9 protein-coding genes and 2 riboswitches are annotated in these 12,636 nt (G+C 67.8%); of the genes, 8 read left to right on the top strand and 1 reads right to left on the bottom strand.

The features are described 5' to 3' along the window. Positions 1–209 precede the first annotated feature (209 nt). From BBJ41_RS37580 to BBJ41_RS37565, 4 genes are all read left to right on the top strand, one after another. Positions 210–1,538 (top strand): SAM-dependent methyltransferase, encoded by a 1,329-nt coding sequence (locus tag BBJ41_RS37580; protein WP_069751303.1) that lies wholly within the window; start codon positions 210–212, stop codon positions 1,536–1,538. 75 nt (positions 1,539–1,613) lie between these two features. Then, positions 1,614–2,510, top strand: a complete 897-nt coding sequence (locus BBJ41_RS37575) for a hypothetical protein (RefSeq protein ID WP_197680916.1) — start codon at positions 1,614–1,616, stop codon at positions 2,508–2,510. A gap of 44 nt (positions 2,511–2,554) precedes the next feature. After that, positions 2,555–3,196, top strand: a complete 642-nt coding sequence (locus tag BBJ41_RS37570; protein ID WP_197680915.1) for a 2OG-Fe(II) oxygenase family protein — start codon at positions 2,555–2,557, stop codon at positions 3,194–3,196. A gap of 104 nt (positions 3,197–3,300) precedes the next feature. Beyond that, positions 3,301–3,615 carry a hypothetical protein gene (locus BBJ41_RS37565; RefSeq protein ID WP_122172766.1) on the top strand — a complete coding sequence of 105 codons (315 nt, stop codon included), beginning with the start codon at positions 3,301–3,303 and terminating at the stop codon, positions 3,613–3,615. 120 nt (positions 3,616–3,735) lie between these two features. Here BBJ41_RS37565 and BBJ41_RS37560 read toward each other — a convergent pair whose 3' ends face one another. Next, on the bottom strand, positions 3,736–4,767 hold the full coding sequence (locus BBJ41_RS37560; RefSeq protein WP_069751520.1) for an ABC transporter substrate-binding protein: 1,032 nt from the start codon (positions 4,765–4,767) through the stop codon (positions 3,736–3,738). Positions 4,768–4,904: 137 nt separating this feature from the next. Further along, a riboswitch (guanidine-I (ykkC/yxkD leader) is annotated at positions 4,905–5,026 on the bottom strand. Positions 5,027–5,483: 457 nt separating this feature from the next. Continuing rightward, a riboswitch (guanidine-I (ykkC/yxkD leader) is annotated at positions 5,484–5,619 on the top strand. Between the two features lie 58 nt (positions 5,620–5,677). Here BBJ41_RS37560 and BBJ41_RS37555 point away from each other — a divergent pair. The 4 genes from BBJ41_RS37555 to atzF are packed head-to-tail and all read left to right on the top strand — an operon-like array spanning position 5,678 to position 12,607. Then, complete coding sequence (locus BBJ41_RS37555; RefSeq protein ID WP_069751300.1) at positions 5,678–6,433, top strand: urea amidolyase associated protein UAAP1; 756 nt, start codon at positions 5,678–5,680, stop codon at positions 6,431–6,433. Positions 6,434–6,444: 11 nt separating this feature from the next. After that, a complete protein-coding gene (locus tag BBJ41_RS37550) occupies positions 6,445–7,098 on the top strand; it encodes an urea amidolyase associated protein UAAP2 (RefSeq protein ID WP_069751299.1) in 654 nt (217 codons plus the stop codon). Next, positions 7,098–10,742, top strand: coding sequence for an urea carboxylase (gene uca, locus BBJ41_RS37545; RefSeq protein ID WP_069751519.1), 3,645 nt, complete (start codon positions 7,098–7,100; stop codon positions 10,740–10,742). Before BBJ41_RS37550 ends, uca begins: the two co-directional genes overlap by 1 nt. After that, on the top strand, positions 10,739–12,607 hold the full coding sequence (gene atzF, locus BBJ41_RS37540; protein WP_069751298.1) for an allophanate hydrolase: 1,869 nt from the start codon (positions 10,739–10,741) through the stop codon (positions 12,605–12,607). Before uca ends, atzF begins: the two co-directional genes overlap by 4 nt. The last annotated feature ends 29 nt before the right edge of the window (positions 12,608–12,636 follow it).

Genomic DNA, 12,636 nt, shown 5'->3' with positions numbered 1-12,636 from the left:
ATTCGGCACACTCAATTGCACATTGAATTTCCGACAAATCAGGCTATACCTAATGACGCACGCTTAACCCGAACCACATCGAGTCGTGCGCCTATCAGTCTTGAGCAGGACAGAACAGGACTGGAACTGCTTTATCGTTCCGACGGGGTTTCTCGAATCCGGATTCGAGAGGTCTATATGTTCGTATGTCTGATAACGGAGAATGAACAATGAGCGAGGCCAAAGGCAGGCTGGTGGTCATCGGATCGGGCATCAAGGCGGTGTCGCACTTCACGCTGGAGGCGCAGGCGCACATCCAGCAGGCGGATATCGTGCTCTACGCGGCGGCCGACCCGGTCACCGACATGTGGATCGAGTCGCAGAACCCCAACGCGTTCGATCTCTACCAGTACTACGCGGACGACAAGGCGCGCCTGATCACGTACGTGCAGATGATCGAGCGGATCATGGCCGAGGTTCGGGCGGGCAAATACGTGTGCGCGCTGTTCTACGGCCACCCCGGCGTATTCGTGACGCCGTCGCACAACGCGATCGCGATCGCCCGCCAGGAAGGCTTCGACGCAGTGATGCTGCCGGCAGTGTCGGCCGAGGACTGCCTGTACGCAGACCTCGGCGTGGACCCGAGCGTGCCGGGCATGCAGATCTACGAGGCGACCGATTTCCTGCTGCGCCGGCGCAAGGTGGACACCACCGCCAATTTCGTGCTCTGGCAGGTCGGCTGCATCGGCGATCTGGGGTTCAAGTTCGGCGGCTACAAGAATGACAAGTTCGACGTGCTGCTCGACTACCTCGAAGAGATCTACGGCGCCGACCATCCGGCCATCAACTACGTCGCGAACATGTTCTCCGGCCCGCCGCAGATCGACCGCCATGTGATCGGCGACTACCGCGACCCGGAGGTGAAGGCGAAGGTTTCCGGCATCTCGACCTTCTTCATTCCGGCGAAGGACGGCATCCAGTCCGACGCGGGCATGCTCGCCAAGCTCGGCCTCGCCAAGATCAGCGAGGCGCGCCGCACGCCGCTGATCTGCGACCGTGAAGACTACCGGGTGCTGGCCGACATCGCCAGGCGCAACATCCACAACCACAAGGTGCCGCCCGGCTACAAGTACAGCTTCGCGTCGGATGCGCTGTACCAGACGCTGCTCACGCTCGCACTCGACCAGCGCGCGCAGGGCGAATTCCAGGCGAATCCGCGCGCCTACCTCGAAGCGCGCCCGGGCCTGACCGCGGATGAGCGACGCAGCCTGCTGCTTCAGCACACCGGCGTCACCCGGATGATGTTCAAGCGCGATCCGGACAAGGAGGCCGTCCGCTTCGTCGGCGCCGCCTTGCTCGATCCGGCGCTGGCGCGCGAATACCGCGATCGGCAAGCCGCGGCCGCGCAAGCCGTCGCCAACCACGACATTCCCGTCGGCGAGTACGAAGGCGTGGTTGCGTCCTGGCTGCGCGGGCAGGGTTATGCCGCCACGCCCGCCGCCGTGACCCGGGCCATGGAAGAGGTGTACACCAGCAAGGACCACCTGAGCGTGGCCTGAACGCCTGTCAGCGCCGCCCAACCTCATGCAAAAAGGAACAAGAAAATGGCTTCCTTCGATGTGTCCGGAACATACATGACCAGCTGGCTGCAGCCGGACGGGAAAACCTACATTCCCGGCCCGGTCGTGATCGACACCAGCAACCAGTCCGTCACGCTCAATGGCGCCACGATCGCGTCGCCGTCGTTCACCACGACCGGGGTGAGCTGGGCGGCGACCGGCGGCAATGCGACGTCGGCCAAGCTGACCTTCTACCAGAACGGCGGCGTCAACGGCTTCGTCGGCCTGTTCTCGCAGGGGAGCGACCCGCTGCCGGCCGCCAACAACCTGTTCGGCAACGCCGGCGCCGCCACGCAGCAGTTGTCGACGTGGAACGGCACGTACAACCTGTTCAGCCTGACCGCGGACGGCAAGAGCACGCCGCTGAGCGACAAGCTGGTCATCAGCGCGCCGCAGGTCACGTACGGCGGGTCGATCGTGAACAAGCCCGTCTACACCGGCGAGAAGGGGCCGAAAGGCGAGATCGACCAGCTCGCGTGGTTCAGCGCGAACGGCAACCCGCAGAACGCGATCATCCAGTTCTCGAATTCGCAGGCGCCGACGCTGACGCTCTACGGGGAATTGTGGAACAGCGGCGCGCAGCCCACTTACGTCAATCTCTCGGGCACCACCAAATCCAGCTCGACCCCGCCGACCATCACGGTGGTGGCCGCGCTGATCAGCAACACCGCGACCGAAGTGACGACGGAAGTGACCACCGAGGTGACGACGGAAGTCACGACCGAAGTGACCACCGAGGTCACGACGGAAGTCACCACCGAAGTGCTGACGGAGGTGGCCGTGGCGGTGGTCGAAGTGCTCGCGGAGGACGACGACAAACCGTCGCCCGGCTCGGCCAAGGCGTCCCTTCCGAAGGAGGACGCGGCGGCGGCGGAGAAGCTGCTCGAAAAAGCGCTGGCGCTGGCGGAATGAGCCGGGCCGGTGTGATGCAGGCCGGCGCACCGAGGAAACCGCTCATGGCATCTGACGGTCACCCGGTCCGGTTCCGCAGCGCGGAGACGGTCGACGTGGCGGGGCGGGCCCTGCCATTGTCGTCCGTCTTCGCCTACGACACGACGCGATGGGATCTACGCGCGATCGTGGCGGAATTTTTCGGCACCGACGCGCTCGAGACGCTGCACCTGGACCCGCGCTGGAACCCGCAGAAAGCGGAACTCGCGCTGCCGCATCACTTCGTTACCCGAAATAGCTGGGACGTCAGCAAGGCCTTGCGCGACGCGGTCATCGAGCGCTCGATGGCCGTGGTCCAGTCGCTCGTGTTCGACCATATCGACGGCTTCGCCGGCCCGATCCGCAGTTGCCAGCCGGTCGCGATGATGCGGGTCAACTTCCACGGTTCGCGCGCGATCCTGCGTTTTCATCGCGACTCGGAATACGGGCAGCGGCCGAACCTGGTCAACATCTGGCTGCCGGTCACGCGCGCCTTCGACAGCAACTCGATGTACGTCGAATCCGCGCCGGGGCTGAGCGACTTCAAGCCCGTCGAGCTCGAGTATGGCGAGGCATTCATGTTCTACGGCACCGAGATGATGCACGGCACGCTGGACAACGTCAGCGGCGCCACCAGAATTTCTTACGACTTCCGCTTCTCGATCTAGCAACAGAGGAAGACCCCGGCGCGATTGCGCATCGCGCTATCGGCAATTGATTTCCAGGTCGCACCGAAACATCACCCTCAATGAATTTCCCGACGGAGAAAAACGTGGAAAATGCCGCCCCCCTGAATCTCGAAACCTACACGGATGTCATCGTCACTCGTATCGAAGCGAGTCCGAGCCTCTACATCAACAATCCGATCGTCACCCTGTCGAAAAAAAATGGGGAAGAGATACAACAGAAGTTCTATGTCGACATATCCAAAAGCATCTACGCGGTCGATCACATTTACACCGCGCTGATGGCAGGGCTCACGTCGGGCCGACCGCTCATCGTGCAAACGACCGAGATCGTCACGAACGGGTATCGAAACATCACCAACTGCATTATTTCCGGGTGTTCACCGTCGCCCTCGAAATAGACCTGAAACCGCCAAATCAGTCGATTTCAGACGATCGCCGGATTCGGGCGCGTGCCCATTGGCGTCGAGCCACGCACGACGCCCGATCCGGATACCTCACCCGCGTTGCGCCCGCCGTCTTCAGTGCGATTCGACGAGGCGCGGATCGATATACGCGTCGATGTCCTGCGACTGCTTGTACACCGCGTTGCGCACGTTGAATGCGTTCGCGTTGCGGGTCGAGCCGTAGATCGAATCGAGGCCGTCGCCCTTGCGGAACGCCTGCTTCGCGGCCGTGGCATCGAGCAGGTGCGTGCCCTTCAGCAGCGGCAGATATTGCGCAGGCGTCAGGCCCACGCGCGCAGACATGATCTTCACCGCGTCAGCCTGCGTCTTCGGATCGTTGATGTACGCAACGCAGCGATACCAGACCTTGACGACCTTCGCCCAGTCGGCCCGGCGCGCGGCGAGGCTCGTCGGCGTCACCGTGATCGCGTCGTAGATCAGCCCCGGCGCATCCGCGGACGTGAAGATCGCGCGCGCACCCGGCGCGCGTTTCAGCGCCTCGCCGGCGTTCGGCTGCCACGCCGCGACCGCCGCGATGTCGGACGACGCGCCGAGCACCTGCGGCAATTCGTTGGTCTTCGCGTTGACGAGCGTGACGTCGCCGTCCTTCAGGCCATGCTTCTGCAGCGCGGTTTCGAGCAGCAGGTGATCGACGAGCCCGAGCTCGACGCCGACCTTCCTGCCCTTCAGGCCTTCGACGGTCCGCAGCGGCGGTTTCGCGATGATCATGTCGTTGCCGGCCGAATAGTCGGTGAGCAGGATCATCACGTTCTTCGCGCCGGACGCGCCGGTCACGAGCGCATCGCCGTTGGTCGCCGCGACCGCGTCGAGCTTGCCCGCGGAAAACGCGTCGAGCGACGCCGAATAATCGAACCATTCGAAATCGACGTCGACGCCGGCCTCCTTGAACCAGCCCTTGTCGAGCGCGACCTGGAATGCGACCCAGCCGGGCCAGTCGCTGTAGCCGATTTTCAGCGGCGCAGCCGCATGCGCGGCGGGGGCGGAGAACAGTGACGTCGTGATGGCGACGGCGGCAAGCGCACGGCGGACGGGACGAAGGTGCCGGGAGGTCAGCAGGCGGCGGAACGGCGAGGCGAGGCGGGTCATCGTTTTCTCCAGGAGACCGGGATGGGGATCGTCGGCACGGGTCGCGCTCATGCGCGATCCGGCCACGTGACCGGTTCCTGCGGATGCGGGACGAACGGCCGGCCACGGAGAGGCGCGACGGCCGTCGCCATCGCCTTTTCTCCCGGGCTTTTGTCCCGCCGTGTAGCGCCATGCGCGCACGATCGACGACCGTACGCACCGACGCCGGGCTGCTCTCGGACCAGACGTTCGACGAACCGGAACCCTAGCATCCCTAAGATGCGACACCGCCGCACCTCTCGGCATCGGAGCGAGCGAGAAGCATGCCAGCGATGCGATCCCGCGGCCGACGTGCGCCGGAAACGCGCGGGTCAGCGGCGGCGCGCGGCGCGTTGCAGTTCGATGAATCGGACGGAGAAGAGGGCGGCCAGCGCGCGCCTGAGCAGGTCGAGTGTGTTCATGAGCGGTCGATCGACAGAGTGAAGGTGTGCGTATTCAGCAATGCCCGTGCCATCGCGATGCCACGCGGTGCGCGTGCGAATTGCTGCCCCGCGCTGGTGCCGGCCGCGTTCGCCTGGTGCGCGCGATGCCCAACTCGGGGGCGGCCCGGGATCGCGCGTCGCCCCGGGGGCCGGCCGCCTCGGCCCTGCGCGGCGGGGCTCGGCGCGGCTTTCGGAATGCGCTGGCACGCAACTCGCTTATTCACCTGCCGAGAGGTGCGAAGCAATTTGCATCATCTTCAGGATCGCTAGGGTTCCGGTCGCGCGGCGTCACACGCCGCACGATGCCTGGTCCGAGAGCAATCCGGTCTTGCCGCCTGCCTTGTTGCGAGGCTCCGGCGAGGCTCCACGGAGGGACAAAAGCCCGGGAGGTCGCGATGTCGTTCGGTCGCCCTCTCACGCCTTTTGTCCAACCGATCCGAGGAGCCGCCATGTCGCCAAGCCCCCAAGCCTCGCTTGCCCCGTTGCCGCACGTCGTGTGGGAAGCGGTCATTCCCGCCGGGACCCATTGGTCCGGCATCCTGCGCCGCGGCCTCGCGCTGCGCGTCGTCGATCCCGACGGCGGCGCGAACCTGTCCGCCGTCTTTCATCGCCAAGAAGATCCGCTCGAGCGTTACAACATGGCCGATACGCTGAAGGCGCAGCACACCGCGCACCTGACGCGCGGCCATGCGTTGTATACGGACATGGGCCGCGTGATCGCGTCGATCACGGCCGACACGCTCGGCTGGCACGATCCGCTCGGCGGCGTCGGCGACGCGCGGCTGTTCGCGCGCAAGTACGGCGCATCGTCGTATCAGGCCGAACGCAACGCGATGATCCGCAACGGCCGCGACAGCCTCGTGCTCGAACTCGCGAAATACGGGCTGTCCGCGCGCGATCTCGTCGCGAACGTCAATTTCTTCAGCAAGCTCGCGCCGCGCGACGACGGTTCGTTCGACTTCGTCGCGGGCCACTCGCCGGCCGGCAGCGCGTTCGACCTGCGCTTCGAGATGAACACGCTCGCCGCGTTCTCGACCGCGCCGCATCCGCTCGATCCTCAGCCGGCCTATGCGCCGAAACCCGTGAAGCTGATCGCCTACCGCGCGTACCCGGCCGACGGCGCCGCGCCGGAGGACGACCCGTGCCGCACCGCCTGCGCGGAGAACACGCGCGGCTTCGTCAACACCGACCGACTGTTCGCGTAAGGAGCCCCGACATGCCGATCATCGAAAGCCGTCTCGACCCGAAGCACGCGATCCACGACACCACGCTGAACGCCGGCGAACCGTGGCTGCACGACCTGAAGCGCGGGCAGGTGCTGCGCATTCTCGATCTCGAAGGCAACCAGGCCGTCGACACGCTGTTCTATCGCACCGACGCGCCTGACGAACGCTACAGCGCGCAGGACACGATCCGCGAGCAGCGCAACCTGTACCTGAGCGCGGGCAGCGTGCTGCTGTCCGGCCTCGGCAATCCGATGGTGACGATCGTCGCCGATACCTGCGGCCGCCACGACACGCTCGGCGGCGCCTGCGCGGCCGAAAGCAACACGGTGCGCTACGCGCTCGACAAGCGCCACATGCACAACTGCCGCGACAGCTTCCTCAACGCGATTGCGCATTGCACATGTGGCGCCGGCGCGCGGCTGACCAAGCGCGACCTCGTCGGCAACGTCAATTTCTTCATGAACGTGCCCGTCACGCCGCTTGGGCGGCTGACGTTCGAGGACGGCATTTCCGCGCCCGGCAAGTATGTCGAGATGCGCGCGGAGATGGACGTCACGGTGCTGATCTCGAACTGCCCGCAACTCAACAACCCGTGCAACGGCTACAACCCGACGCCGGTGCGGCTGACGATCTGGGAGGCATGATGAACGACCTCCACGCCCACCCGTTCGCTGCCCCGCAAGAGGGCGGCAGCACGAGATTCACGAAAGTCCTCGTCGCCAACCGCGGCGAAATCGCTTGCCGCATCATCCGCACGCTGAAGCGGCTCGGCATCGCGTCGGTCGCGATCTACTCGGAAGCCGATCGCGATGCGCGCCACGTGACGCTCGCCGACGAAGCCGTCTGCGTCGGCGCCGCGCCGGCGGCCGACAGCTACCTGAACGTCGCCGCGATCCTCGCTGCGGCGCGCGCGACCGGCGCGCAGGCCGTGCACCCCGGCTACGGCTTCCTGTCGGAGAACGCCGGTTTCGCCGATGCATGCGAGGCCGCCGGCCTGCGCTTCATCGGCCCGAGCGGCGCGCAGATGCGCGCGTTCGGCCTCAAGCACACCGCACGCGAACTGGCGCGCGCGCACGACGTCGCGTTGCTGCCGGGCACCGGGCTGCTCGCCGATGTCGCGACGGCGCTCGCCGAAGCCGACGCGATCGGCTATCCGGTCATGCTGAAGAGCACGGCGGGCGGCGGCGGCATCGGCATGTCGTTGTGCCGCGACGCCGCGCAGCTCGCGGCGGCCTTCGAATCCGTCGTGCGGCTCGGCAGCGCGAACTTCGCGCATGCGGGCGTCTACCTGGAGAAGTTCGTCGAGCATGCGCGGCACATCGAGGTGCAGATTTTCGGCGACGGGCGCGGCGGCGTGATCGCCCTCGGCGAGCGCGACTGCTCGGTGCAGCGGCGCAACCAGAAGGTGATCGAGGAAACGCCCGCGCCGGATCTCGCCGACGGCGAGCGCGCCGCGCTGCATGCGAGCGCGGTGCGGCTCGCGCGTGCGGTCGCGTATGCGTCGGCCGGCACGGTCGAGTTCGTGTTCGATGCGCACGCGCGCCGCTTCTATTTTCTCGAGGTGAAGACGCGGCTGCAGGTCGAGCATTGCGTGACGGAAGCCGTGACCGGCATCGATCTCGTCGAATGGATGATCCGGCAGGCCGAAGGCGACCTGCCGCCGCTCGACACACTCGCCGTCGCGCCGCGCGGCGCGAGCATCCAGGTGCGGCTCTATGCGGAAGATCCGCACCAGCAGTTCCGGCCGAGCGCGGGCGTGCTCACGCATGTCGCGTTTCCGGACACGGCGCGCGTCGATACGTGGATCGATGCGGGCACCGAGGTCAGCTCGTATTACGATCCGCTGCTCGCGAAACTGATCGTGCGCGGCGACACCCGCCGCGACGCGCTCGCGGCATTGCGCGACGCGCTGGCCGCCACCGAGCTGTACGGGATCGAGACCAATCTCGACTACCTGCGCGCGATCGCCGGTTCCGATACGTTCGCGCGCGGCGCGCAGACGACCGCGTTCCTGTCGCGTTTCGCGTTCGCGCCGCACACGATCGACGTGCTCGACGGCGGCGTGCAGACGACCGTGCAGCAGACGCCGGGCCGTGTCGGCTACTGGGCCGTCGGCGTGCCGCCGTCCGGGCCGATGGACGACCGCGCATTCGATCTCGCGAATGCGCTGCTCGGCAATCCGCGCGACGCTGCCGGCCTCGAGTTCACGATGGTCGGCGCGACGCTGCGCTTCAATGCCGACACGCTGTTCGTGCTCGGCGGCGCGCCGCTCGCCGCGACGCTCGATGGCGCGCCCGCGCCGTTCTGGCAAGTGCTGCGTGCGACGCCCGGCGCGGTGCTGAAGCTGGGCGGCGTGACGGGCGCCGGCGTGCGCGCATGCCTCGTGGTGAAGGGCGGGCTGCAGGTGCCCGACTATCTCGGCAGCAAGGCGACCTTCACGCTCGGCCAGTTCGGCGGTCATGCAGGCCGCGCGCTGCGCAAGGGCGACGTGCTGCATCTGCATGCGGACGCGGCGCGCGGCAACGCAGGCGCGACGCTCGCCGAGGCCGACCGGCCGGCGCTGACGCACGCGTGGACGCTCGGCGTGCTCGACGGCCCGCACGGCGCGCCGGATTTCTTCACGGCCGACGACATCGCGATGCTCTACGACACGCGCTGGACGGTCCATTACAACTCGAGCCGCACGGGCGTGCGGCTGATCGGCCCGAAGCCGCAATGGGCGCGCGCGGACGGCGGCGAAGCGGGGCTGCATCCGTCGAACATCCACGACAACGCGTATGCGATCGGCGCGGTCGATTTCACCGGCGACATGCCAGTGATTCTCGGGCCCGACGGGCCGAGCCTCGGCGGCTTCGTCTGCCCGGTGACGGTCGTGCGCGACGAACTGTGGAAGCTCGGGCAATTGCGGCCGGGCAATACCGTGCAGTTCGCGCGCGTGGCCGCCATGCCCGTGCAGGCTCCCGCGCTGCTGCCGGCGTCCGGCGCTTCGACCAACGGCGCGAACGACTGCGTGCTGTACCGCGACCCGACGGCCGGCAACGGCATCGGCGTCGTCTACCGGCGCTCGGGCGACCGTAACGTGCTGATCGAATACGGCCCGCTCGTGCTCGACCTGAACCTGCGCTTTCGCGTGCACGCGCTGATGTGCTGGCTCGACGCGCACCGGCTGCCCGGCATGCTCGACCTCACGCCCGGCATCCGGTCGCTGCAGGTGCATTTCGATGCGCACGTGCTGCCGCTCGATGCGCTGCTCGCGCATCTGCAGGCCGCGGAACGCGAGCTGCCCGACGTCGCCGACATGCGCGTGCCGAACCGGATCGTGCATCTGCCGCTGTCGTGGGACGACCCGTCGACGCGCGTCGCGATCGAGCGTTACATGCAGTCGGTGCGGCCGGACGCGCCGTGGTGCCCGAGCAATATCGAGTTCATCCGCCGGATCAACGGCCTGAACGGCATCGACGACGTGAAGCGCATCGTGTTCGACGCGCGCTATCTGGTGATGGGGCTCGGCGACGTCTATCTCGGCGCGCCGGTCGCGACGCCGCTCGATCCGCGGCACCGGCTCGTGACGACCAAGTACAACCCGGCCCGCACCTGGACGCCGGAGAACGCGGTCGGCATCGGCGGCGCGTACCTGTGCGTGTACGGGATGGAGGGGCCCGGCGGCTATCAGTTCGTCGGCCGCACGGTGCAGATGTGGAACCGTCACCGGACGACGCGCGCGTTCGAGCCCGGTAAGCCGTGGCTGCTGCGGTTCTTCGACGAGATCCGCTTCTACGAAGTCAGCGAGGCCGAGCTGGCCGAACTGCGCGCGGATTTCATCGCGGGCCGGGCCGAGCTGAAGATCGAGGAATCGGTGTTCGATCTCGGCGCGTACAACCGCTTCCTGCGCGACGAAGCCGAATCGATCGCCGCGTTCAAGACGACGCAGCAGGCCGCGTTCGACGACGAACGCGAGCGCTGGCGGGCCGCCGGCCACGCCGAATATGCAGGCGAAGCCGGGCAGGGCGATGCCGGTGCGGCAGCGGCCGGCGACACGCTCACCGGCGCGCAGCGCGGCATCGCCGCCGACGTGTCGGGCAGCGTGTGGAAAGTGCTGGTCGAAGCCGGCGCGCGGGTGACCGAAGGGCAGGTCGTCGCGATTCTCGAATCGATGAAGATGGAGGTGTCCGTGGTGGCGATGGAAGACGGCGTGATCGAGACGGTCGATTGCGCGCCCGGCGCGGCGGTCGTCGCCGGCCAGCGGTTGATGGTGATGAAGGCCGGTGCCACGGAGGAAATCGCATGAAACCCTTCGACGGTCATCCTGAACCGGGCCTGCGCTCGATCGCCGCGCTGCGCGCGCGGTACGAGGCCGGCAGCCTGAGCCCGCATGCGCTCGTCGATGCGATCGCCGCGCATTTCGACGCGGGCGATCCGCATCATGCGTGGATCCGGCCGCTCGCGCACGACGAAATGACGCGCTACGCGGATGCGCTGGCCGGACGCGACATCACCACGCTGCCGCTGTATGGCGTGCCGTTCGCGATCAAGGACAACATCGACCTAGCCGGCATTCCGACGACGGCCGCGTGTCCCGCTTACGCGTATGTGCCGTCGCGCAGCGCGCCCGTCGTCGAGCGGTTGATCGCCGCCGGCGCGATCCCGATCGGCAAGACCAATCTCGACCAGTTCGCCACCGGGCTGTCCGGGCAGCGCTCGCCGTACGGCGCGTGCCGCAATGCGCTCGATCCGCGTTATGCGTCGGGCGGCTCGAGCTCGGGGTCGGCCGTCGCCGTCGCGCTCGGCGTCGCCGCGTTCGCGCTCGGCACCGACACGGCCGGGTCGGGCCGCGTGCCGGCCGCGTTTCACGGGCTCGTCGGGCTCAAGCCGACCAAGGGCGTGCTGAGCACGCTCGGCGTCGTGCCGGCGTGCCGGTCGCTCGACTGCGTGTCGGTGTTCGCGCATTCGCCGGACGACGCGCGCGCGGTGTTCGCCGTGGCGCACGGCGTCACGGATGGCGATCCGTACGGACGCGCCTGGCAGCCGCTGCTCGACACGGACGGCCGTCATGCACGGCACGCCCGGCCGCTCGCGAGCCTGCGCTTCGGCATGCCGCGCGCCGATCAGCTCGAGTTCTTCGGCGACGCGTCGTATCGGGCCGCGTGGCAGACGGCCGTCGAACGCCTGCGTGCGACCGGTGCGACGGTCGTCGAGATCGATTTCGGCGCGTTCCTCGCCACCGCGCGGCTGCTGTACGAAGGGCCGTGGGTCGCCGAGCGGCGCGCCGCGATCGGCGCGTTCTTTGCGGAACAGCCCGACGCGCTGCATCCGGTGATTCGCGAGATCGTCGGCGGCGCGTCGCGCTTCAGCGCCGCCGACGCGTTCGCGGCGTTCGACCGGCTCGCCGCGCTGCGCGTCGACGCCGCGCGCGCATGGGACGGCATCGATGCGATCGTGATGCCGACCTCCGCGACGACCGCGACCGTCGACGAGCTGGAAGCCGATCCGATCGGCGTCAACGCGCGCTTCGGTTATTACACGAACTTCGTCAACCTGCTCGACCTGTCCGCGATCGCGGTGCCGGCGGGCGTCTGCGAAACCGGGCCGCATGCGGGTTTGCCGTTCGGCATCACGTTCGTCGGCCGCGCGCACGACGACGCGATGCTGCTCGATCTGGCCGACGCGTGGGCCGCTGCGCAGGCGGGCAACGTCGATGCCACGGCCGCACGGCCGCTCGCCGCGCCGGCGGGCGTCGTGCGCGTGGCCGTGGTCGGCGCGCATCTGCGTGGCGAGCCGCTGAACGGGCAACTCACGCAACGCGGCGCGCGCTTCGTCGCCGCGACGACCACCGCGCCGGCGTACCGTCTCTATGCCTTGAGCGCGGCGGCGTCGGGCGGCGTCGCGAAGCCGGGCCTCGTGCGCGTGCCGGAAGACGGCGCGGAGATCGCGGTCGAGATCTGGGAGATGCCGGTCGCGGCCTACGGCAGCTTCGTCGCCGGTATCGGCGCGCCGCTCGGCATCGGCACGCTGACGCTCGCGGACGGCGCGCAGGTGCAGGGGTTTGTATGCGAACCCGCCGCGCTCGCCGATGCCGAGGACATCACCCGCTTCGGCGGCTGGCGTGCCTACCGTGCAACCGGTGCGACCGGCGCGAACGGTGCGCCGCGCTGAACGCCCGGTCGCCCGCGACCGGCAAGCAA

Origin of the sequence: Burkholderia stabilis (assembly GCF_001742165.1) — a bacterium.
Taxonomy (GTDB): domain Bacteria; phylum Pseudomonadota; class Gammaproteobacteria; order Burkholderiales; family Burkholderiaceae; genus Burkholderia; species Burkholderia stabilis.
Note: the sequence above shows the minus strand (reverse complement) of the source record. Positions and strands in the feature narration are given on the sequence as shown.